The 23,507-nt window shown below is 43.4% G+C and carries 16 protein-coding genes; 6 read left to right on the forward strand and 10 right to left on the reverse strand.

Annotated features, from left to right (window positions below):
• Positions 1 to 4: 4 nt before the first annotated feature.
• Together B9A91_RS22960 and B9A91_RS22965 are read right to left on the reverse strand one after the other, a co-directional pair.
• Positions 5 to 1,666, reverse strand: coding sequence for a RagB/SusD family nutrient uptake outer membrane protein (locus tag B9A91_RS22960; RefSeq protein ID WP_084241405.1), 1,662 nt, complete (start codon positions 1,664 to 1,666; stop codon positions 5 to 7).
• 4 nt (positions 1,667 to 1,670) lie between these two features.
• Positions 1,671 to 4,742 carry a SusC/RagA family TonB-linked outer membrane protein gene (locus B9A91_RS22965; RefSeq protein ID WP_084241406.1) on the reverse strand — a complete coding sequence of 1,024 codons (3,072 nt, stop codon included), beginning with the start codon at positions 4,740 to 4,742 and terminating at the stop codon, positions 1,671 to 1,673.
• A gap of 177 nt (positions 4,743 to 4,919) precedes the next feature.
• On the opposite strand from B9A91_RS22965, the gene B9A91_RS22970 reads away from it, so the two are divergent.
• The gene (locus B9A91_RS22970; RefSeq protein WP_144009025.1) at positions 4,920 to 8,993 is read left to right on the forward strand and encodes a hybrid sensor histidine kinase/response regulator transcription factor; all 4,074 of its coding nucleotides are present in this window, start codon (positions 4,920 to 4,922) and stop codon (positions 8,991 to 8,993) included.
• A 311-nt stretch (positions 8,994 to 9,304) separates the two neighbouring features.
• On the opposite strand, the gene B9A91_RS22975 is transcribed toward B9A91_RS22970, so the two are convergent.
• The 3 genes from B9A91_RS22975 to B9A91_RS22985 all read right to left on the reverse strand — a co-directional run bounded on the left by B9A91_RS22975 (position 9,305) and on the right by B9A91_RS22985 (position 11,081).
• Positions 9,305 to 9,832: a ferritin gene (locus B9A91_RS22975; protein WP_084241408.1), complete on the reverse strand. Its 528-nt coding sequence runs from the start codon at positions 9,830 to 9,832 to the stop codon at positions 9,305 to 9,307.
• Between the two features lie 114 nt (positions 9,833 to 9,946).
• The gene (locus B9A91_RS22980) at positions 9,947 to 10,312 is read right to left on the reverse strand and encodes a hypothetical protein (RefSeq protein ID WP_084241409.1); all 366 of its coding nucleotides are present in this window, start codon (positions 10,310 to 10,312) and stop codon (positions 9,947 to 9,949) included.
• Positions 10,313 to 10,412: 100 nt separating this feature from the next.
• Entirely contained in the window at positions 10,413 to 11,081 is a 669-nt protein-coding gene (locus B9A91_RS22985; RefSeq protein ID WP_084241410.1) for a class I SAM-dependent methyltransferase, read from the reverse strand.
• Between the two features lie 166 nt (positions 11,082 to 11,247).
• On the opposite strand from B9A91_RS22985, the gene B9A91_RS22990 reads away from it, so the two are divergent.
• From B9A91_RS22990 to B9A91_RS23000, 3 genes are read left to right on the forward strand one after another with little or no spacing between them, the layout of a single operon-like run.
• On the forward strand, positions 11,248 to 12,033 hold the full coding sequence (locus tag B9A91_RS22990) for an MlaE family ABC transporter permease (RefSeq protein ID WP_084241496.1): 786 nt from the start codon (positions 11,248 to 11,250) through the stop codon (positions 12,031 to 12,033).
• Between the two features lie 4 nt (positions 12,034 to 12,037).
• Positions 12,038 to 12,808: an ABC transporter ATP-binding protein gene (locus tag B9A91_RS22995; RefSeq protein WP_084241411.1), complete on the forward strand. Its 771-nt coding sequence runs from the start codon at positions 12,038 to 12,040 to the stop codon at positions 12,806 to 12,808.
• A gap of 5 nt (positions 12,809 to 12,813) precedes the next feature.
• Positions 12,814 to 13,803, forward strand: a complete 990-nt coding sequence (locus B9A91_RS23000) for an MlaD family protein (RefSeq protein ID WP_084241412.1) — start codon at positions 12,814 to 12,816, stop codon at positions 13,801 to 13,803.
• 93 nt (positions 13,804 to 13,896) lie between these two features.
• Here B9A91_RS23000 and B9A91_RS23005 read toward each other — a convergent pair whose 3' ends face one another.
• A complete protein-coding gene (locus B9A91_RS23005) occupies positions 13,897 to 16,308 on the reverse strand; it encodes a glycoside hydrolase family 3 N-terminal domain-containing protein (RefSeq protein ID WP_084241413.1) in 2,412 nt (803 codons plus the stop codon).
• 137 nt (positions 16,309 to 16,445) lie between these two features.
• Between B9A91_RS23005 and B9A91_RS23010 the strand changes: the two genes are divergently transcribed.
• Both B9A91_RS23010 and B9A91_RS23015 read left to right on the forward strand, forming a co-directional pair.
• Entirely contained in the window at positions 16,446 to 17,267 is an 822-nt protein-coding gene (locus B9A91_RS23010; protein WP_084241414.1) for a helix-turn-helix domain-containing protein, read from the forward strand.
• A 60-nt stretch (positions 17,268 to 17,327) separates the two neighbouring features.
• Positions 17,328 to 17,801, forward strand: coding sequence for a DUF6265 family protein (locus tag B9A91_RS23015; RefSeq protein ID WP_144009026.1), 474 nt, complete (start codon positions 17,328 to 17,330; stop codon positions 17,799 to 17,801).
• Here the strand turns inward: B9A91_RS23015 and B9A91_RS23020 are convergent.
• The 4 genes from B9A91_RS23020 to B9A91_RS23035 all read right to left on the reverse strand — a co-directional run bounded on the left by B9A91_RS23020 (position 17,787) and on the right by B9A91_RS23035 (position 23,506).
• Positions 17,787 to 19,067, reverse strand: a complete 1,281-nt coding sequence (locus B9A91_RS23020; protein ID WP_084241416.1) for a DUF3748 domain-containing protein — start codon at positions 19,065 to 19,067, stop codon at positions 17,787 to 17,789. The genes B9A91_RS23015 and B9A91_RS23020 overlap by 15 nt on opposite strands.
• An 8-nt stretch (positions 19,068 to 19,075) precedes the next feature.
• Entirely contained in the window at positions 19,076 to 20,710 is a 1,635-nt protein-coding gene (locus tag B9A91_RS23025) for a fucose isomerase (protein ID WP_084241417.1), read from the reverse strand.
• 88 nt (positions 20,711 to 20,798) lie between these two features.
• A complete protein-coding gene (locus B9A91_RS23030; RefSeq protein ID WP_084241418.1) occupies positions 20,799 to 21,872 on the reverse strand; it encodes a hypothetical protein in 1,074 nt (357 codons plus the stop codon).
• Positions 21,869 to 23,506, reverse strand: coding sequence for an NAD(P)-binding protein (locus tag B9A91_RS23035; protein ID WP_084241419.1), 1,638 nt, complete (start codon positions 23,504 to 23,506; stop codon positions 21,869 to 21,871). The genes B9A91_RS23030 and B9A91_RS23035 overlap by 4 nt, the downstream gene beginning before the upstream one ends.
• Position 23,507 lies beyond the last annotated feature (1 nt).

A 23,507-nucleotide genomic window follows, 5' to 3' on the forward strand; every position in this document is an offset into this window, starting at 1 on the left:
TGGTCTACCAGCCCTGGTTTTGGATTAAATTTGTGTTTTTAGTGATCTCACTGTATGGAATCGGATAACTGTACATTTTTCCTGCATCAAATGTTACTGTTGCTGCTTCAATAGGGGTATAGGTAAACACCCCAGGGGCTGTACGTATAATTTTTATTCCATGCAGCTTTCCATTCATCACCTGCTCAGCAATCTTCCATCTTCTGATATCCCAGAACCGTTGCTCTTCAAAAGCCATCTCTACCCTTCTTTCATGACGGATCACTTCTCTCATCTGATCCTTTGTAAGATTTGCAGCCAATGTAAAAGGGACCAACCCTGCCCGTTGTCTGATATCTTCAATTGCCTTTTTTACCTCCGCCGTTGGTCCGGCATATTCATTCTGTGCCTCTGCAAAATTTAACAGGGTCTCTGCAAAGCGAAAAATAATGGGGTTGTGCGTCTGGTTGCTATAAGTTGTGGCATTAGAAAAATCGGCCATAAACTTCCTGGCATAGTAACCGGTGCGGGTTTGTGTAACGATGCCGCCCGGTTTATCCAAGCCCCCCTCAAAGGTTTCTACTGCCCGTTTTACCCAAGTCATTCCATTGTGGAAAATCGTATGGTAAAAACGCGGATCACGCGAAAAGTATGGGTTTGACCCACTATAGCCTGATGTCGGATCAGTAATTGCTTTTCCGTTTTTCATTTCAAAAGCATCTACCAGTTCCTGAGTGGGGCTGGTCAGGCCGTTGCTGGCTACTGCATCCGTATACCCTATTGGTGCATTGTTCCGCTCAACAGAAATATCTGGTGTACGTTGAAAAGCCAGAATAACTTCTTTATTCTTGCGTGCAGTAAATACATTCAGGTAAGCGCTTTCCAATCCAATCGTATTCGTTAATGTCATCAGGTCTCTCGCTGCATTCGCCGCCGCAAGCCATTTCGAAGGGTCATTGTTGCTGTTATATAATGGACTCGCCAGATACAATAATAGGCGCGACTTTAGTGCAAGTGCGGCAGCCTTGGAAACCCGGCCTAAATCGGCATCCTGAAGCGGATTAGGCCTGAGCTGATCTTTTACCGCCTCGAGTTCAGAAAGTATATACTGACTGCATTCCTCTGCAGTATTTCTTTTAATTGCCAGGTCATCATTGAGCGTCAGTATCCGATCTCCAAGCAGAGGAACACCGCCGTAGCGTTTAAAAAGTTCAAAATAAAACATGGCCCGCAAAAACCGGCTTTCGGCTATCCAGTAGTTTTTCTCGGTAATCATAGTTTTGAGAAAAGGTACCTTTCCAACATTGGCCAGGAAAATATTTACTTTTCTGATGCCCCTGTAATTTTTGTCCCAGGCGTCGTCTACCACACTGAAAGAGCTGATCCTTCCGTTTGTAAAAGACTCTATGTTACTCGAGGCCCTTGAGGAAATGGCATCATCGGTAGCGGCATCCAACATATCATTGGTAGACAATCCTGCAAAATTTGAGCCTATGCGGTTGTAACCTGTAGGAAGTAAAGTATAGATATCATTAAGAAAATTCTTGGCATAATTGCCCAATGAATCTGTTGTATCAAAGATCAGGTCCTCGGTCCATCTTTCCAGCGGGACTTCTTCAATATTATTTTTCTTACATGCGGTTAAACACAATAGTCCGCCCAAGAAGATGTATATAAAATGTTTCATAGGATTAAAGTTTAATGTTGATTCCAGCGTTAACGATTCTTTGTGCCGGGTAGGCAACGCCAAAGGTTTCGGGGTCATAATCTTTTGTCTCCGAGAAGGTGTAAAGGTTCATTCCGTTTACAAAAACACGGATCGATGCCAGTCTAACTTTTGCAGCCAGTCGCGAAGGCAAGGAATAGCCCAGTTCCATATTTTTTAACCGCATATAATTGCCCGAGCGCAGCCAGAAAGAAGAGCTGGCCTGGTTATTCGGATTGCTTCCAACTGAAAGACGGGGATATGTAGCTGTTGCTGCAGTTGCAGGGGTCCAGCGGTTCAGGTGCTGTTCAAAGGCCTGCCCTTTCCCTTCACTCTGAAATTCCCATTGGGTAGGACCGCTTACATACACACTACGGTTTTGTGCACCTTGCAGCAAAGCACTGAAATCAAAACCTTTGTAGTCAAAACCAAAATTCAGTCCATAATAAATAATCGGTCTTTTATTTTTCAACCCGGTTACATCAAACTGGTTAATGATCCCATCTTTGTTCAAATCGCTATATTTAATGTCTCCCGGAACAGGGTTATAACCTTCTGTTTTAGGACTGTTTGCAATATCTGCTGCATTCTGATAAAAGCCCTCTGCAATATATCCAAAGGTCTGGTCTGTCCTTTGTCCGGTTCTTTTCATCCAATCGTATGCTCTCAGCACCTCATCACTATACTCAATGACATTGTTGTTGGATGTTACATTTCCGGAGATGAAATAATTGAAATTCTTAACATGATCACGATAGGCCGCAGTCAGATCAACCCCTTTATACCTTATTATGCCAATGTTTTCCAGGGGAAAGGTATTTCCAATAATACTGGTATTTTTCCCCCTGGTTTGTAGTAAATCAAAAAACTTGTTGTTATAGTACTCTGCAGTCAGTGTAAGTTTGTCCTGAAACAATCCAAGATCAACTCCTAGGTTAAATTTATCCGCTTTTTCCCAGGTTACATTCGGATTAGCTAAGGTCTGCTCTCCTACAGAAAAAACGAAGGTACCCGATCCGGTTCCGAAATAATAACCATCGCCATCAGCAAAATACTGGTTATAAACAAAATAACCCGCATTGGCATTTCCCGTCCGGCCATAACTGCTGCGCAGTTTTAAAGTATTGAGCCATTTTACGTGATTTGCGATAAAGTCTTCCTTTGCCATATTCCAACCTAAGCCAGCAGCAGGAAAGAAACCATAACGTTTGCCATCACGGTAGCGGTTCAGTCCGCTATAGCTCATCACAACCTCTGCGAGGTACTTTGTTTTGTAATCGTATGAAAATGTTCCGCCAAGGGTTTTGTAAGTTAGTGGCAGATCACTATAAATACTGATAGACTGAATGTTGGCTGTAGCTAAGGCTTTTATGTGATGCCCGCCAAAAGACTGGTCGTAACCTGCAGAAAGCTCAGAATAGAAATTTTTGTACTGATAGGTATTTGTACTGGTACCCGCTGTAATTGTTCCATCAGTACCAAAACGCTGGTAAGTGATACCAGAAGGATCATTTTTTCCCTGATAAACTGCAAATGTTTTTCCCCTGGGGGTTACCTCCGCCAGGTTGGTGTTAAAGGTGGCAAAACCTTTTACCCACAAACCCTTGAGCACATCTTTCAAATCCCTTTTTAAAGAAAGGTCTGCTGACATTTCCCTGGAATAACTCAAAGTATAGCCTGAGCGCACGCTTTGTCCATAAATGTTTCTTTGGTAGTCCTTATTTCCTCCTAAAGAGCCATCTGGATTAAACAAAGGATAGGCACCATTAGGTGTAGTGGCCAGTGAAGCAAAAATCGTATTTATCCCCAGGTTTACCGATCTTCCATTGAAAGTGGCAATCCCGCTTCCCCCCGGAGCAGTACCATTTTCAATCCTCCCAAACAAGTTCAGGTTGAGCATCAGGTTACTGGTCAGGTCAACATCAATATTGGTACGTACGATGTACCTTTTGAAATCTGAATTGGTATTGTAGGTATTCTCGTCAGATGTCTTTAAAAGCCCCTTCTGATCCAGGTAATCCACACCTACAAAGTAACGCGCATTGTTTCCTCCACCCGAAGTATGAAGGTTGTACCGGGTAAAAGGAGCATTATTCCGCAATATCTCTTTATACCAGTTTACATCCGGATGCCCCATCGGGTCGGAACCGGTACGGTAAGCTTCCAAATCTTCGGCAGTGTAAACGGGTGCTTTTCCATCGTTAACCAAAGCCTCGTTATAGAGCGTAGCATAATTAAAGGCATTTAAGGGTTTAGGCATACGCATTGGTGTTTGCAGTCCTCGCTGTGCAGTAAAGGAAATCTTTTGTTTACCAACCTCACCTTTTCTTGTTGTGATCAGTATCGCTCCGCCCGATCCACGAACGCCCAGCATTGCAGTAGCAAGCGCGTCTTTCAGGACGGTAACAGACTCGATCTCTTCCGGATCTATTGAACTCACGTCTCTGGGTACGCCATTGATCAGGATCGTTGGCGACTGTCCCCTTAAAAAGTAGTTTGAGGCATCCAGACCTGGTATACCGGTTGACTGAAGGGTACTTAGTCCAGACATTCTCCCGGTCAGTGCGTTATTAATGGCGGTAACTGGTGAACTGAGCAAATCCCTGGTATACACACTTTCTGTGGACAAAATACTTGAGACTCTATTTTGGGTATCATACAGACGGTAAACGCTGTTTTGCTGTTTTTCTGCTTCTGTTAAAACCAGGTCCAGCTTACCGCCCGAAACATTCACCTCTCTGGTCAGGTAACCTTTTAAAGAAAAAACGGCTACTTCTCCAGAATCAATCAATAAGGAATATTGTCCTTTATTGTCTGACGTAGCGACTGCCCCATCAGATTTGCTCTTAATCTGCACCCCAAAAAGAGGTTCTCCGTAGATATTTGTTAGCATACCACTCAGCACGCCCGATGTTTGTACAGCACCTGTTGTTCCTTTGCCTCCGTTATTGTTCTGAGCAAAGGACGAAACGGGAAAAAGCATTGCAAACAGCAGTCCCTTAAACAAGACCTTCCCGTACGCATGCGGTTCCAATACCTTTAAGTAAAATTTCATCATAGTTTGTTTAGTTAAGTTTATTGATGTTGGGCATCAAAAATTAATTTGGCTTTTGTAAAGTTGCCTGGATTAAAAAAAACAGAAGGATGAAAATCCTCGCTATTTGGGGAGAAAATCTTGTTTTAATATCAAAAAACAGTATCTTCAGTTGCTAAACTAACCATCTGAATTTAACCAGTGATCATCAAACGAACCATTTTGACAGTCTTGGTCATTCTGGTACAATTGTACTGTAAAGGACAAGAACTTGTTTTCAACCATCTGATGGCCGAAGATGGCTTGTCGCAAAATTCTATATTTTCCATTACTCAGGACAGCCGCGGCTTTATGTGGTATGGCTCCAGGTTTGGATTAAACCGATATGACGGCATCAGGTTTAGTTTGTATAAAAGCAGTGCAACAGATACAAGCACACTTAGCGATGACTATGTAACGGCTTTGTATAACGACACCAAGGGAATATTATGGGTGGGCACAGCCAATGGTCTGAATAAATTTGACCCCAGGAAAAACACGTTTAAACGCATTACACTGGCAAAGGTAACCGGCGAAAGGCCTTACATTTTGATAAGAAATATTCAGGAAGACAGTCATGGACGGCTATGGATTGCCAGCAACAAGGGGCTCTTTTTTCTTAGTGACCGAAATTCCGATAATTTTTCAGGTGCTGAAAAACTGGGACTACCTTTGAATATTGCAAAAAGCGACATTTTAAGTGTATTTGAAGATCATGATCATCGTCTTTGGATAGGCACCAACAATGGCTTGGTATTGCTTTCTATCAAAAAAAGCATCGAAGCCATCAAAATATTTGTAAACAACAATCGCCCAGGCAGCATCAGCGACAATTCCGTTACCGGAACAGTAGAGGACCTGCAAAAAAAACTGTGGTTTGCAACCGAAAATGGTGGAATAAATTTATTTGACAGGAACTCCCAAACTTTTACTGCCTTCAAACATGAGCCGTTAAACAATGACGGACCTGCACACAATGCCATCCGGAAAATGATCATGACACGCTCCGGCGAACTATGGATCGGCACCCAGGAAGGACTTAGCATATTAAACCCGCAAACCAGAAAATTCAGGAATTTCCAGCACCGCAAAGCGAACCCAAAGAGCCTGAACCAAAATTCAATATACAGTATTTACCAGGACATCAATGGATCAGTATGGATTGGGACATATTATGGCGGGGTAAATGTAGTTTACGCTGCCCCTACAAACTTTAAAACCTGGCAATATCATGAGCAACACCCTGGTTTGAACCATAATGTGGTAAGTGCGATTACGGAAGACAGAAATGGCAAACTATGGATTGGAACGGAGGGAGGCGGATTAAACTACTACAACGGGAACAATAAACACTTTGGTGCTTATACCTATAATCCAAATGATCCGGAAAGTCTGGGATCCAACCTTGTAAAAGCAGTTTACAAGGACAAAACAGGAGATATATGGGTGGGTACGCATGGAGGAGGCTTAAATTTGTTGAATCAATCAACCGGAAAATTTACCAGGTTCTTAACCCATAAGGACGACCTCAATACCACCAGGTCTGAAATTGTTGCATTGCTTGAAGATAGCTACGGAAGGTTCTGGGTGGGCAGCCAAACAGGATTAAGAATATTTGACAAGGCCAATAGCAAACTACAGCCTAAGCCCCTTTCAGGTAAACTGAAAATATTTGAAGATAAAAATATCAAGTTCCTGTTCGAAGATTCTAAAAAGAACATCTGGATAGCCGCCACTACTGGCCTCTATGCTTTTTCAGGAGACCTTAAAATGCTTCAGTCCTTTCGTTTACTCAAAGTGAATAACAGTGTCAGCAATAATTCCAACTTCATCAACTGTATTATTGAAGATCAGGGAGGAAATATCTGGATAGGGCTCTATTATGGCGGTTTAAAGATGTATGATCCGAAAAAATGCAGTTTTTCACGCACCTATGGGGTTAAAGACGGGCTGCTCAGCAGTAACGTGCTGGGCATCATTGAAGATGACAAGCGTCAGCTATGGATCAGCACCTCAAATGGCCTTTCGAAATTTGATCCGCAAACACATACCTTCCAAACCTATATTACTAGTGATGGTCTTGCGGGCGATGAATTCAATTATTATTCTTTTTTTAAAGGTAAAGACCGGGAATTCTTTTTTGGCGGTTATAATGGTCTGACCCACTTCTTCCCCGATCAGATCAATAAAAATAATTACAGGGCGCCTGTTGTGTTCACCGACCTGCTGCTTTTCAATAAACCCGTAAAAATCGGCACTTCAGATGGACTGCTGAAACAGGATTTGGGTTTCACCAGCAAGCTACAGCTTAAATACGATCAGAATATTTTTACGATACAGTTTGCTTTGCTGAACTATATCAAATCGAAAAAGAACAAATATGCTTACAAACTGCAGGGCGTAAATACGCAATGGATTGAAACCAGTATTCCGGCCGCATCTTATACTAACCTGCCTTCAGGAAATTATACACTTTTAGTTAAAGGAGCTAACAATGATGGGCTATGGAGTAAGCCTGCAAGTATACAAATCGAAATTCTACCACCATTCTGGAAAACCTGGTGGGCATTTTGTATCTATAGCATTTTAGTGGTTGCCATCGTGTTCTTTATTACCAGGTTCTTCTACCTGAGGGAGTTGCTGATCAAAGATGAAGAGCTTCATCAGAACAAACTCAATTTTTTCACAAATGTATCTCATGAAATCCGCACACACCTGACGCTGATTATGGCTCCGATAGAAAAGATGCTGGACAGCAGCTGGCAAACAGCAGAACTAAATAAAGAAATGAGCAGCGTAAAAAGCAATGCCGACAGACTTCTGAAACTGGTTAGCGAGCTTATGGACTTCAGAAAAGCAGAAACCAGGCACCTGAAACTCCGGATTGCTGCCCATGACCTGGTCGATTTCATTAAAAACATCTATAGTTCCTTTGAAGCGCTATCAGAAAAAAAACAGATCGATTATACGCTGACGCATGATCAGGAAAGCCTGGTGGTTTATTTTGATAAGGAGCAGCTTGAAAAAGTCTTTTTTAACCTGATCTCCAATGCATTTAAATTTACCCCACCCTGTGGCCGGATTGCCATTGCCTTTAATACCTTATCTGATAAAGTGGTTATTAGTATTACAGACACAGGAAGAGGCATAGCCCCTGAATACCTGGATCGTCTATTTACTAATTTTTTCCAGATAGACGATCATAACATCCAGAATACGGGCTATGGAATTGGCCTGGCCCTTTCAAAGCATATAACAGAACTTCACAAGGGCAGCATTGCGGTAAACAGCATACCTGCCCAACACGAGGGGCCGGGTTATACCAATTTTACAGTCACACTACAGTTGGGCAATGGGCATTTTAAAAACACCGGTTACCTGCAACCTGAAGATTCATCTACAGAAAACAATAAAAGCCGCATTACACCACCAGCCGAACTTAGCGACACTTCAAAAACAATAGACGACAGAGCCAGAACAAAAGCTTATACCGTTTTAATCGTGGAAGACAATGCTGCCTTACGACAACTGATTACGGAATCACTGCAGCAGGAATACCATATCATTACCGCTAAAAATGGTGTACAAGGTTGGACAAAGGCTACAGAAGAAGTGCCAGACCTAATTGTAAGTGACGTAATGATGCCCCAGATGGATGGTTTTACGTTTTGCAGCAAACTGAAATCGGACGAAAGAACAAGTCATATCCCTGTTATCCTGTTAACGGCCAAAAGCGCCGAAACAGATCAGATCAGCGGCCTTACGGGCGGGGCAGATGTTTACCTGACAAAACCGTTCAGCCAAAAAATACTCCAGCTAAATGTCCGTAACCTGCTTACAGCAAGAGCGGTAATGCGTCAGAAATTCAGCAGGCAGCTGGTCCTTGAACCTCAGCAAATTGCCCTGGCCCCTGTAGAAGAGCAATTCCTCTCAAAGCTCGTCCTGATCATTGAAAAGAACATGGAAAATGAGCATTTCGGCGTAGAGCAACTGGCCGAGGGGATTGGTATGAGCCAGTCTGTCCTCTACAAAAAGCTCAAGGCGCTCACCAATATGTCTGTAAATGACTTTGCAAAATCGATACGTTTAAAAAGGGCAGCCCAGCTATTGCTGCAAAAACAACACACCGTATATGAAATTGGCTATATGGTTGGTTTTGCAGACCGCAAGTATTTCAGCAGGGAGTTCAAAAAACAATTTGGTAAAACACCCAGCCAATACATGGACGCAGAATAATTTCTTTAAAATTTTGAACTATAATGAATTTTATGCAGGGCTATCACAGAGTCAGACCAGAGATGCTTAAGAATTTACAGTATAAAACCCAAGGATTATTTCTTTAGCCATTAGGACAGTTTTTGCATCTTTTCCCCTCTTTATACTTTTCACAGCATTCCTTTTTCTTTTTGTCCTTTTTCTTTTTTTTATCTTTTTTCTTTGACATGGCCTGTTTAATAAGTGTTAAACAAAAAAAGGTACATACTGTTTTGCCTGTTGCATGAGTATGTACCTTAACCTTAACACCGGAGAACCGGGAACAATATTGTTTACGCTTCGCTGTAGCTGATTTGGCCTACGTGCTTGTCTATTTGCCACCTGCCAGTTCCCTCTTCACCAATCACGTCAAACAGCTCAACTGCCCTTCTGGCTTTATATTCCTCTTCTCTTTGCTCTTTAAAGAACCAGTTTAAGAATTCGAGTGTTACAAAATCCTGCTCTTTGTGGCAACGGGCCGCTATATTTTTGATGGATTGGGTTACACTGATCTCCTGCTCAAGGGCTTCTTCAAAAACCTCGCGGAAAGAATTGTACTCAGCTTTAACATTTGTGATTTCAGGAGAAATTGCATTTCCGCCCATATCGAGTACATATTTAAAGAATTTCAACTGGTGCATTCTTTCTTCTTCTGCCTGTTTAAAAAAGTAATCTGCAGAAAAATCATAACCATTACGGTTGCACCATGAAGCCATAGAAAGGTAAATGGCAGATGAATGTGCTTCTTTTTTTATTTGCTGGTTAATAAGTGCTTCTACATCTGAGGAGATTAAACACTTAACACGCATGATGTCTTTCATAATCCTATATATTAATCGTATTATTTTCTAACACAAAAATAGGGCTAAGGATTTAAAATAGTGAAAATAAGGTTAATATGGAAAGAATCTAAGTCCAGTTACGTCTGCTTAGATTTAGATGACAATACGGTGCAAGCGGTCCTGAATGATATGGTTCAGTTCAAGCATTACAAATGTACCCTGCAGCAACTCCTTTAGTTCAATGATCTGCATCAGCGACAAAACGTAGCAGTGATCACAAGCACAGATAAAGAGGATCTCTACATCAGGAGATTTGGTATTGTTTAGCAGCAGGTCTTCAATATCAATTTGATAAACCGCCTTTTTCAATTTCAGAATGTTGCGGTAATCAAAACGGGCCAGCTTGCCGGCAAAGTCTACATACCAGCAATTCTCTGCGTCAGACTGATAAATAGCACCAGCTTTAGTGCTAAACACCTCAACAAAATCGACTGATGACTGAATGGTTAAATTTTGCATTGATAAATCTTGACGGAGACAAAGGTGATTATTATTTAGATTTATTCCAAATCAACTGAAAGATTTTTTGATTTTTTTTAACCAGCCTAACTGTTGTGCGTTAATGCTTTGTAGCCGTAATCACAATAATGTCCCTGTTAACCACCTCTCCTGTATGGCTGCTGGTAAGATCTTTTTGCTCGCTGATGTTAAGAATAGAGAAACCCGCCCCCAGCAAAAGGTTTTCAGCTGCAGCGGCATTATACAGTTTAAACCGGTATTTGGTAAAAGGCAGCTCTTTCATGAATTCTTCCGTAGCAATGGCAAGGCAAAATATACCTCCAGCTTTTAGTACCCTAAGTACTTCCCCAGCATACAACATTGGTTCTTCCCAGAAATAAAGTGTGTTTACAGTAAAGATCTTGTCAAAAAAACCAGTGCCAAAATTCAACTTATCGGCTTCAGTAAGCTCAAAACTAACTTTTCCTGTATCCAGCAGTTTTTTATTTATGGCAGCCGCCTCAGCAACCATGGTAGCAGAGATATCTGCTCCATAATAACGCAAATCAGCAGCTTTGCTCATCAGCTGACTTACATGACTGCCATTACCCGGGCCAATTTCCAGCACCACATCCCGTTCTGCTAAAGCCAGTGCCCCAATTGCCGCAAGGGTCATATTGTTATTGGTATGTGCCATGCGTTCGGCCGTTACAAGTCCGTCTGCCCCCTCAGGCTTGCTTAGCTGGCTGGCTATGTGCATTAACACTTCTTCACTTAATGGTTCTTTCATATTACTCCGTTCTTATACAAACTTATAAACTTTTTATAATCATTCTAAATAAATAAAAAACAACAAACTCAATTATAAAATTACATTCATTTTCTCCCGCAAAAATTAACTTTACAAAATTCTGGCTTAGCGTTTGATGGTAAGGCTTAAAGCAAGAGCTTATTGCATGGAGAATAAAGAAGTAGCTAAAGGACCGGGCAAATTGGCCCGGATGTTTTTAACCTTATATGACGTTTATAAATTCATAGCCCGTTTTTTTAAAGAGGGTTTTCTTCCTCCATACGAGGCAAAAGAACTGTTTCGCCAATGTTATGAAATAGGCTACCGCTCCGCTTTATTGATTTCAACAACAGGTTTCATTACCGGAATTGTATTTACCAAGCAATCGCGGCCTTCTTTATCAGAATTCGGAGCAACTTCATGGCTCCCTTCCCTGGTTGGGATCGCGCTGCTCAGAACACTGGCCCCTTTGCTTACGGGCCTGATTGCTGCAGGTAAAGTGGGTTCCAGCATCGGGGCCGAACTGGGTTCCATGCGGGTTACCGAGCAAATAGATGCGATGGAAGTTTCGGCCACCAACCCTTTTAAGTTCCTGGTATCCACACGTGTACTTGCTGCCACCATCACCATCCCTATCCTCACCTTTTATACGGCAATGGTAGGCATGCTGGGTGCTTTGCTGAACGTTTCGCTCAGCGAAGGTACAAGCGCAAAGGCTTTCTTTCAGTCCTCCTTAGAACAGATTACCTTCCTCGATATTACTGCATCTACCATCAAGGCCATACTTTTTGGCTTTACCATTGGTATGGTTGGCTGTTACCAGGGCTATAACTCATCCAAAGGAACTGAAGGCGTAGGTAAGGCCGCCAATTCTGCAGTAGTAATTGCCATGTTCCTTATTTTTATTGAAGAGGTTGTTTCCGTTCAGTTTTTTGGTTTATTCAGGGGTTGATCTTATGGGAAAAACAGCAACATTTCATCACAACGAAAAGGTCATAGAGATCAAAGGATTAAATAAATCTTTTGGTAACTATCATGTGTTAAAGGGTGTAGACCTCGATCTGTACAAAGGAGAGAACCTGGTTGTGCTTGGCAAATCGGGAACCGGAAAGTCCGTACTGATTAAGATCATTGTTGGCTTGCTTACCCCCGATGAGGGCATGGTTAAAGTACTCGACCGCTATGTGGACCAGATTTCTTATAAAGAACTGCTTGCTCTACGCTTAAAAGTAGGCTTCTCCTTTCAGAACAGTGCTTTGTACGACAGTATGACCGTAAGGCAGAACCTGGAATTTCCATTGGTAAGGAACCAGCGAAAACTTACCAAATCGGAAGTGAACCTGGCCGTTGAAGAAATGCTGGATGCGGTAGGTCTGCTACAAACCATTAACCAGATGCCCTCCGAATTGTCTGGCGGACAAAGAAAAAGGATCGGGATTGCCCGTACTTTGATCCTGCGACCAGAAATTATGCTTTACGACGAACCTACGGCCGGACTGGACCCTATTACCTGTCTGGAAATAAACAGCCTGATCAACGAGGTTCAGGAGCGTTTCCATACCAGTTCTATTGTTATTACACACGACCTTACCTGTGCAAAAGCAGTTGGCAACCGGGTGGCCATGCTGTTAGACGGACAGTTCCAGCGTATTGGAACATTTGAAGAAGTTTTTAACACAAGCGACGAAAGGGTTAAACCTTTTTACGATTATAATTTTATCCAGTAAAAGATATGCAAGTAACAGACAACCGTAAACAGATAACAGTAGGAGTTTTTATACTGCTTGGTCTGGTCATATTCGTTTTAGGGGTTTTCACTTTAGGAAGCCAGAGAAAAGCGTTTGTAAAAAGCTTCACCGTAAATGCTGTTTTTAGTGATATTCAAGGACTCAAAGCCGGGAACAATGTTTGGTTCTCAGGCGTAAAAATCGGAACGATCAAGAAGATCCAGTTTTACGGCATCTCACAGGTCCAGGTATTTATGAACATTGAAGAGGACGCCCATAAATACATTCATAAAAATGCTTCGGCAAGTATCAGCTCAGACGGATTAATCGGGAACAAGATTGTTGTGATCAGCGGTGGTAGCCCTAAATTTCCTTTCGTTGAAGATGGGGACCAGTTACAAGTTGCCAATACGCTTTCTACAGATGATATCATGAAAACATTCCAGGTAAATAACAAAAATCTGGTAGATGTAACTTCCGACTTTAAAGTGCTGGCAAAAAACCTGGTTGAAGGCAAAGGAACGGCTGGTGCACTGCTGGCTGATGAAAAGATTGCCAACAATTTTAAAGCCATTGTTGAGAACCTGAAAACCACAACCGAATCAGCAAACAGGATGGCAGCCGAAATGAATACTTTTACCAAAACCTTAAATACCAAAGGCGGACTGGCAGATAAGCTGATGACAGATACTGCTGTGTTTGCAAAATTACAGCAATCGGTAAATGAACTTCAAAAGACAGCAGCTTCTGCATCTGCCATGACCGAAAACCTGAACAAGGCAACTGCCAAGTTTAACCAGACAGATAATGCTGTAGGCTTGCTGATCAATGACCAACAGACTGCCGATAGAATAAAAGGCATCATGAAGAACCTGGAAACCAGCAGCCAGAAACTGGATGAGAATATGGAAGCGCTGCAGCACAATTTCCTGCTTCGCGGTTTCTTCAAGAAAAAAGCCAAAGCGGAAGCAGCGGCGGCAGCTCCTCAGAAATAAAAATAACCGTTCTCTTCGTGAGCTGATTTTTAAGGCGCCAAAAGCGCATGATGCTCCCTCTGAGAAGGTAATTTTTGTTTGAAAATGTGATGCTTATTTAAGCACGGTAAATTCCTTTTTTAGTTTAATGTCTTCTGAGGATGTCCCGATCATGACCTGAAACTTTCCTGGTTCAACGGTCCAGTTCATATTTTTATCGAGGATGGCCAGATCATCCGGGTGCAAAGTAAACTTAAGGGTTTTGCTTTCCCCTGGAGCCAGACTTACTCTTTCAAAGCCCCTTAATACCGACTCGTAGGTAGTTACACTGCTGACCATATCTTTCAGGTACAATTGTACCACTTCGTCGCCTTTGCGGGTTCCGGTGTTTTTTACTGTAACGCTAATCTGGACATCTGCCTGATTGTTGATTTCGGTGGCACTCAGATCAAGATTACTCAATTCGAAAGTAGTATAGCTTAACCCATATCCAAAGGGATAGAGTGCACCAAGTACCCTGGTCTTACCATTGCCATTCGGGTCATCGTTTTTACCCTGACCTGCCTGTGAGCCAGGTTTAAATGGAAAGTTCAATTCAATCTGCCCGATGGATTTTGGATAGGTCATCGTTAATTTGCCGCCTGGATTGTTCTCTCCAAACAAGGTTTCGGCTACTACTTTACCGGAAGATGGCCCGGGGAAACCGGCCTGCAGAATAGCCGGCAAAAACCTGTTTTCCCAGTTGATGGTTAAAGGCCTGCCATTGATCAGCACCAGTACCACCGGCTTTCCGGTAGCATATAAAGCCTGCAAAAGCTGCAACTGTCTGCCTGGCAAATTCAGGCCCGTCCGCGATTTGCTCTCTCCTACCTGCTCATCCGTTTCCCCCACAACTGCAATAACAACGTCTGATGTCTTTGCCACTGCCACCGCCTGGTTGATCTGGTTTTGTTCCTCGCTGGTCAGTTCCGTAGGAATGATCTCGCTTTCAGGCCATTTTGCGTCGATCACCTCACAGCCTTTTGAATAATCTATTTTTGCTGCTTTACCCACAAAAGTTTTAATCCCCTCAAGAACCGAAATTATAGGGTTATTGGATGGCCCGTATCTGCTGGTAGTGTAATTCACTTCTGTTGCCAGCGGCCCCGTTACCAGGATATTTCTGTAGTTTTTCACATTTAAGGGCAACAGATTTTTATCGTTTTTCAGCAATACCATCGATTCCCTGTTCAGTCGTACCGCCAATTCTTCATCAACCGGGGTATGTACCTTTTTATCGGAAGCGGCTGGGTCTTTTACATAAGGATCGTCAAACAACCCCAATCGAAATTTGACACGCAGCACATCAGCTACTCGCTCGTCAAGGGTTTTCATGGATACCGAACCTTCCTTAACCAACTCCCTTAATGGGAGTATAAAGTTCTCCGGCTGCGTAAAATGGGTGCGCACATTTAGTCCGGCTTCTATGGTCTGTTTTACAGCCTGCTTGTAGTTCTCCGCCACATGGTGCTTTCCAGATAGAAATTCTACAGCCTCACTGTCTGAAACCACGTAGCCCTCAAACCCGAACTGTTTGCGCAAAAGTTCTGTCAGGAAATAATAGCTGCCGGTTACAGGCTCACCGTTCCAGTCGTTATAGCTGCTCATCACCCCCATTGGTTTTGCTTCCCTGATCACCCTTTTGAAAGGATAAAGAAACATTTCGTGCATTTCCCTTGGCGCCACATGCGGGTCGGTACGCGCCTGCCCGTCGCGCCCGCCTTTGGGCACGCTATAAACGGCATAGTGTTTTAAAGTGGCAGCTACCCCCTGGTCCTGAATCCCCAGGGTCATCTGTTTACCCAGTTCGGCAATTAAGTAAGGGTCTTCTGCATAACACTCCACCACCCTACCCCAGCGCTGATCGCGTGCTACATCAAGTATGGGAGCGTAAATATTGGTATAGCCTAATGCTTTTGCTTCACGCCCCACTATACTTCCAGCCCGGTAAACCAGGTCTCTGTTCCAGGTACTGCCAATGTTAACCGGAGCAGGAAAAGGCGTCGCCCGATCATGGCACAGCCCATGGATGCCTTCATTGCTGAAGTCTACAGGGATGCCGAGCCGCGTTTCCTCAACAAACCACTTTTGTACAGTATTGATAGCGTTGGCGTGTTTGCTGAAAGGGTATGAGTATTGGGTTACCGCTTTTTTATTGTAAGGCAGGCTGTTCAGCTCCTCGTCTATATTTGCGATCCCATCTTTCCATATCTTCGTTTTCCATTCCGCTGTTGGCATTTCATCTTTTAACACCCGGCCATAACCATACAGGGTAGCAGTCTGACAGGTTTTCTCATCCAGGTTCATCTGGCTCAGCAGATCCTTTACCCTTATATCAATAGCTTTAGAAGGATCTTCAAAAACATCTTTTTTGCCGTTCTTATTAAAGTCTACCCAGCCCTTATGATAAATATTTTTAGTTTGTGCACCAGCAGCAGAAGCCAGGAACAGGAGCGTTATCCATGTAAGTGATTTGTTTATTGTCATGCCCGAAAATCCGGATATAGAACCGGACCTCTAAAATAGGCTTTATAAGGGCTTAAAAATGCGCTTAAATTGGCCATTGCTTCAATAATTTTAACATTCGAACCCAAATGTCTATCTTATAATTTCAAAATTTAAAAATGAATTTCACCAGAATTGCCCCTCAACCCGATTTAGACCAGCTCATCGAATGTTACTGGATGATGTATAATGATGATCCTGAACCAAACATCGAGAAGATCATTCCGGATGGGTTTACCGAGCTCATTTTTAATTACAGGGACGTTTACAGTGCTAAAACCAACGGACACGATTGGAAGCTGCAATCGCCGAATTTACTGGCAGGGCAACTCAGAACCTATTTCTTTCTTCAGAATACCGGGCGCACAGGTTCTGTTGCCATTAAGTTGAAGCCTGCGGCTTTAACACAGCTATTCGGTTTGAGCATGGACCAGTACCTTGATAAAATTGTCGATCTGGATTCCTTCAGCAATCCGGAGCTCAGGCAATTAAAAGAACTCATACTCGCATTCGGCGATATCGGCAGGAATAAACAGGAAAAACAGGTTAAACAGGTTTTGGACAATTATTTTACTGCGCTCAATAAAGCTGCATCAGAGAACCCGCTTAAAGGCCCGCTTAACCTTATCTTTAGCTCGAACGGGATGGTGACCGTAGCCGAAATGTCTGCCGCGGCAGGAGTTGGAGAACGTCAGCTGGAACGACTGTTTAAAAAGTATATCGGACTGTCTCCAAAATACTACGCCCGTATCATCCGGTTTAATTATATTTTTCAGCTCATCAAATCAAAAAAAAGCAATTGGGCAGAAATCGTTTACCAGTCCGGATATTACGATCAATCTCATTTTATCCGTAATTTCAAAGCCTTCACCGGCGAAGATCCTTCTTCCTATTTTTTTGAAGAGAAAAATATGGCCAATTTTTTTCTCAACAAAGAGTAAGGTCGGCTTTGTACAATACCAAGGCCGTCAGGAAAATTATCTTTGGCAGAAAAAAGCAACATGAAAACAAGAACTCTACTGCTGGTTACGGCACTATTTTTACTGGTACACACCAGCTACGCCCAGGAAAGCAACAAAGAGAAATTTAAAAAGCTGGAGTGGTTGGTGGGAAAATGGATCAGAACCAACGCCAAGGCAGGGCAGTCCGGCTACGAGACCTGGGCTAAAGTTTCCGATTTAAAACTGACGGGCAAAGGGGTAACGCTGAAGGGAAAAGAAACCATCTTTGTAGAAGATATGTCGTTTGTTGAAAAGGACAACGACATTTACTGCGCCGTGATTGCTGGCGACGAAAAACAGCCTGTTTACTTTAAACTGACAGCACTAAGCGCTAACAGCTTTACGTGCGAGAACCCGAAGCATGATTTTCCTAAAAAAATAAGTTACCAGCGCAATGGCAAAAATATAAAAGCTGTTATCTCCGGGAACGGACAAAGCGTGGATTATAATTTCGTACGCTCAGAGGCGCCCTAAAAAAACCTGCAGGTAATTGTTTACATAACGGTTATAAGCCAGTAGCTTCCCGTCTGGAGACCAGTTTACAGTTCCAACAGGTTTTTCAGCTTCCAATGATGAATCCGTTAGCTGCTCTGAGCTTCCTGTTTCAATTTCAGTAATATTCACTGCATTTTTAGCGATATATGCTACCCACCTTCCATCCGGACTAAAATTAATGCCGCTTTGGATATCAAATGAATGAAAACTAAGTTGCCTTACCTCGCCGCCATTGGGAGAAACAGTAAAAATGTTGATAAAGCCTGCTGCATCTTTTGAAAGAAAAGCGATCTGCGCTCCATCTGGACTGGAGCGCAGCCAATGGCGCGGACCAATAACGCCTTTTTCCGTATAGGTGAGTCGTTTTTGAGTGACGCCGTCCGGCACGGGCAACCGGCATGCTGTCATTCCTGGCCATTGCCCCTCGGGCAGGGTTTCGGGCAGCTCGTCAGGCAAATCAACGATAAAAACTTCAGTCTTTGTTTCTCCTTTTTTAGTCTTGATATTTCCCTGAAAAGCAACAGCCTTTTTCTGCCAATTGCCATTGGTTTTCAAGTAACCCTGGTTCCCCACCCAGCATTCGTCAAAAGCCTTATCAATTTCGTCACTTCCTGGGGCCGGTTTTTCTTTTACGTCTGTAACAATGATCGAATACATTTCACCGTTGTTATGTTCCCCATCTTCATCAGCACTAACTTGTACCTTACGAGGGAACATTACACCAACAGTCCTGAGATCCTGAATTTCCGGACTTAATTCTCCAAGCTTTGCAACAACATCATCGTTGTAAGTAAAACTCAACCATTGTCCGTCGCCACTCCAGGAATGTGCATGCGTGCCACCTCTTAGCGCCCCCCTAATAAAAGGTGCATTTACATTACGGGCATCCATAAAAATAGCTTGGCCAGGGGTATTGATATCAATTGCCACACCGGTCCTGCGGCTAAAACCATAAGGGTTTGCTTCACTGGCATTCCTTATACCATGGATAAATACGACACGGTTTGCAACCGGAGAAAAGGCCGCCGCGCCCACGCCCGGTCCAAACCCGGTCTGGTTCTGTGTACGGTAAAGCACTTTAACTTCAGCGGTTTCTGCGTTTACCATTTCAATACTGCCAGTCTTTCCGATATGGGCATCATCGTTGCGGATATCATAAACCAACCATTTTCCATCTGATGAAAAGCATTGAAAGTTGTTTAGAAAATGACCGTTGGGGGAAAAGGTAAGCTGGGTTTCTTTCATTGATAATCTTATGCAAATTGTCTTCCTTCATGGTCCACATCTCCGCAAAAATGCACAGAAATTCCCATTTCCGCTAATGCTGCTGCCTTAATACGGCAAGCCTTATGTGCAGCGGCCTGGTCTGGAGCATACACCACCTGTATATGATTGGCCTGGTGTTGCGCCATTAGCTGGTCCCGGCTCACACCCTTAAGTGTAGCATGCATAATCGGCCATTGCGGGGTAGTCTCCTGCCAACGCTTCTGTGTTTCCTCTTTTGGCAGGAATACAGCCTCGCCCACGCCCAGATCACAATGTAAAGCATTGTCCATTACATAAATGCGGCTCCAAACCAAACTTCCCGGTTTACTGATCCCTTTAAGGCTACCTCCCCCCAAACGGAAATACATAGCAGGCTGCCGGTCACTGGCTGCCCCCCTATACCCATCTATAAAATGGGCCGGAGGTGCTGCTCCTGAGATCAGGAACAACCATACAAAATCATCAATACCTTCACCTTTATAATGCGCACCCCAGCGGATATCATGCAACGTGGTTTCTCCCGGCATCCCAAGTTCCTTCCACAGGTGATAGGTTAACAGCGCATCAATTCCTGCACATTCATCCACTTCGTTGAAATGTGGCAAAGCCTCATTGGCATACAATTCCTTTCCGGCTTCATTGTATACCGGTGGCCGGTCCTGGTTGTTCAGCAGTCCTTCCACCAGGTCACTCGCTACTGTCAGGTCCTTCAAGCCTTGCTGGTATTGGATGCCGATAGTATCACAGCCAAATTCATCTGCAATACGCATTGCAGCAATGTACATTTTACATTGTTCAAGTGTTTGCCCCGGTGTCAGTTCGATTGTCCCGTCTGTACCCCAGTTAAAAGTCATGCCTTTTTGTATCAGCCAGTTCAGAACCTCTTCTGCCTCCCTGTCGGTCACCAATCTCATCCTGGCATACAAGGCCGATTGGCTTAATCGTTCCTTAAATATGCCGGTTTTATGCAACAGATCATCAGGTACAATGGCATTGAACATCCCCATACAGCCTTCGTCAAACACCCCCATAATTGCTTTGTTACCACGAATTTTACGGCCAAATGCCCTTCCCCTGCGCTCATCTTCGGGCGGCAATGATACCGCATCCAGATTTTTAACATGGCTCCTATCGTGAGTAACCTTACCCCGGGTAAACCATTCTGTTAAACCCTTGATGAAAAAATCATCACTAAAATCCTCACTCCATAAACTGCTGTAATTGACTCCAGCCTTGGTAAGGGAGCCGTTAAGATTAAGCATGCCAACCAGCCCCGGCCATTGTCCGCTCCAATTGGCAACGGTTAAAATGGGTCCTTTATGGGTAGTTAAACCGGCAAGCACATGATGGGTATACTGCCAAACGCTTTCAGCAACAATCAATGGCGCATAAGGATTGATGTTCTTAAACACTTCGATTCCCATGCGCTGGGAATCTATAAAACCATGTTTTTTCTCTTCATTATAGGCATGGGCCCTTTTTACCTGCCAGCCCATGCGTGCGATGGCCTGTGTTAACAGCCGTTCCATTTCCTCCTGGGCGGCCCAGCAGTTCTGATTGGCCGATAGCCGCAAATCTCCGCTGCTTACAAGATAAACCTGTTTTTCATTAAATGTTGTCATATCTGAAGAATTATACCTGGTCAGACAAATATGACAAGCATTGCCTTGAAAACTTTACAGGTTTTTACCTACTTTTTATAATATATTATCATGTATGCCTGTCTTTGTTTCGCCATATAAATCCGTCAAGCACATAATGTGTGCTCTGCGGCAGCGCCAGCAGAGGGATGAGCAAAGTAAGTAAGTTTCCCTCAATCTGAGGCAAAGCAGAAAACAAAGAAAACACATGGGTATGTTCTTTCCATATAAATCCATCCCATAGGCCTTCTTCCAGATAGGCCAGCAAAAGGATGGTTAGCATAAACACCAGCACACCGTATTTACCAAACGTAATACGCTGCAACTGCCCGGTCCGGCGCGTTTCCTTACCGTAATTTTTCTTCTCAAAAAACCAGATCAGCGCCATATAGGGAATGCCGTGCGAGATCACATTTAATGTGGTAAAGGCCATGTCACCGTTAAAATAAACAATTCCGAAGTACCAGGAAAGGAAGGTCCCCAATATCAACAGGTTTCGCGGCAGATTTATTCGCCTGCATTTCAAAGACAGCCAAACCTCTTTCAGGAGGTAAACCACAATAACAATAAAGTACAGACCGGTAAATAGGGAAGTCAATGTTGTCGAAGGAAAATGGATAAAATCATCTGCTACAAACCAGTTAAAGTTTCTGCTTTCGCCAAAATGCCAATAAAGAATCGGATAAACTGTGGCTGTATATATAGCAGTGCTGTCTATCATTTTCATCATGCTACTCGTACTTTCGGTACGCGAGTACAAGCGCATAAAACCGTATTGTTGCCTGATAAAATGAAACACCGCTAAATAAGCAAGCATCCGCCAGAACAACAGGCCATCGATATGATACAACAATACACCAGAAAAATAACATACCAGCGGAATACCGATCAGCAGTCCAGACTCCTTTCTGAAACGTTCAGGATTAAAATATGTCCTGTACAAAGTAGAATAAACGTGGGCCACATCGATGAATACAACAAGAAAAAACCAATACATCACAGGCATTAAGGGCGTAACCTTAAACTTTTCTGGAAAAAGACATACCAGCAAAAGCGATAAAAATGGGGGCAATAGGATAAAAATACTATCAGACCATGCTGAATTTAGCCAGGGTTGCGCAGTACGGTTCTCGTTTTTGATCATTTTTTTGCTTCAAGTAATGATTTTGCTGCGCGTATCCCCTGATGAAAACCTTCTTCAAATAAGGATATACCACTGAGATCCGTATGCGCGAAGAAAATCTTGTTGTCAATAGGCTGCTGTGCTTTCTGACGTTCGGGACCCCAGATATAATTTACCGCCGGCACCACCATCCCATGCCCCCATATCCATACCTCCACTGCAGCAATCATAGACGTGATTCCAGGATGCATGTATTCCAGTTCAGGGATAATCATATCCAGCCACTGCTCATAGTTTCTGGCATAAGCAGCCAATCGTGAAATCCTCGGCTCCCTGTCACACAAGGGCAGGTAAAAAGTAATCACTCTGGTGTTACTTTCCTGTTTTGTCTGCTGATGTCCGGCGTATACATAACCTACCGAAGGCATTCCGTAAGGCACATTGTCCCAGGAAAAGTCTTGTAACCCGGAGGAGGAAAAATTATTAATCGTAATATTGGCAACTGCCCAGGGTGCATAATTTACTGCATCATAGTTGAGTCTGTCCAGTCTTTCATGTCCCAGCAAACGTTTATTCACAAACTGAGGTGCAGCAAGAATTACATTTTCAGCCAGTATCGTATAGACCTGGTTTTTATTCAAATCCAGCACGCTGACTTCAACCCTGCCCCCTGAGTTTGTAGCAAGTCCGCATACCATAGCCGAAGTTTTGATGTGCTTTTCCAAACCTTTCTTTAACAATCCTACCAAAAAAGCATTCCCTTCGGGCCAGGTAAGCACTGCGCCAGCGTCAGAATTTGCTGAAGTTCCTTTATGACCTGCAAAATAATTTAAACCCGCCCATGCCGAAACCCGCTCTATTTTCTGCCCGTAATCGTCCTTGCAGCAATAGCTCAGGTACCACAAAAGGTATTCAGAAGTAAAACCTTCCCTACTCAGATAGCTTTTAAAAGATAGTTTATCCAGGTTTCTGTACTTTTCATCTGCAGAGGCATCATTTACCGGAATATTGAAGGCATACTTCCCGTCCCGTCCCTTTTCATGTTTCAATTTTTCCATCAGTTTAAAGAAAAGATCTATCTGCTCCTGGTCAGCCGGCGAAATGCCAAATTTAGGGATCAAACCTTCCTGCCATTGTCCGTTAATCAACAACCGTTCTTCAGGATCAAAACACAGGTAATACTCATTGTAAAAGGGCAGTCCGTTCTCAAAATGAGTAATGATACCCTGTTCCTTAAAAAATTCGATTAACAATTCATCATCGTTATTGGCAATAGTAACATAGTGGGCTCCTCTGGGATAGGCAGAAAACCGGTTGCCCCCGGCATGGGCATTGCCCCCAATATGGCCTTCAAGCTCAAATAGCTCAAAATCCTGGTATCCCGCCTTTTTTAGCCAGCGTGCGGCCGACAATCCGGAAATGCCGCCGCCTATGATCAGTGTTTTTACCTCGCGCTGGTATACAGGGTCTGTTAATGAGACTTTATCCCTGAGCATATGTCCCGCTTTCTGATCGGGTCCCTTAAGACCACCTGTGATATGTTTATATCGGTCGGGTCTCCCACCTACCTTTCCGGCACATCCTTTTAAAAATATACCGGCGGCTATCAGTCCTGCACGCAGTAAAAAACCTTTCCTTGCAATCCCCCTGCTCATA

It is taken from the genome of Pedobacter africanus, from assembly GCF_900176535.1.
Classification (GTDB): domain Bacteria; phylum Bacteroidota; class Bacteroidia; order Sphingobacteriales; family Sphingobacteriaceae; genus Pedobacter; species Pedobacter africanus.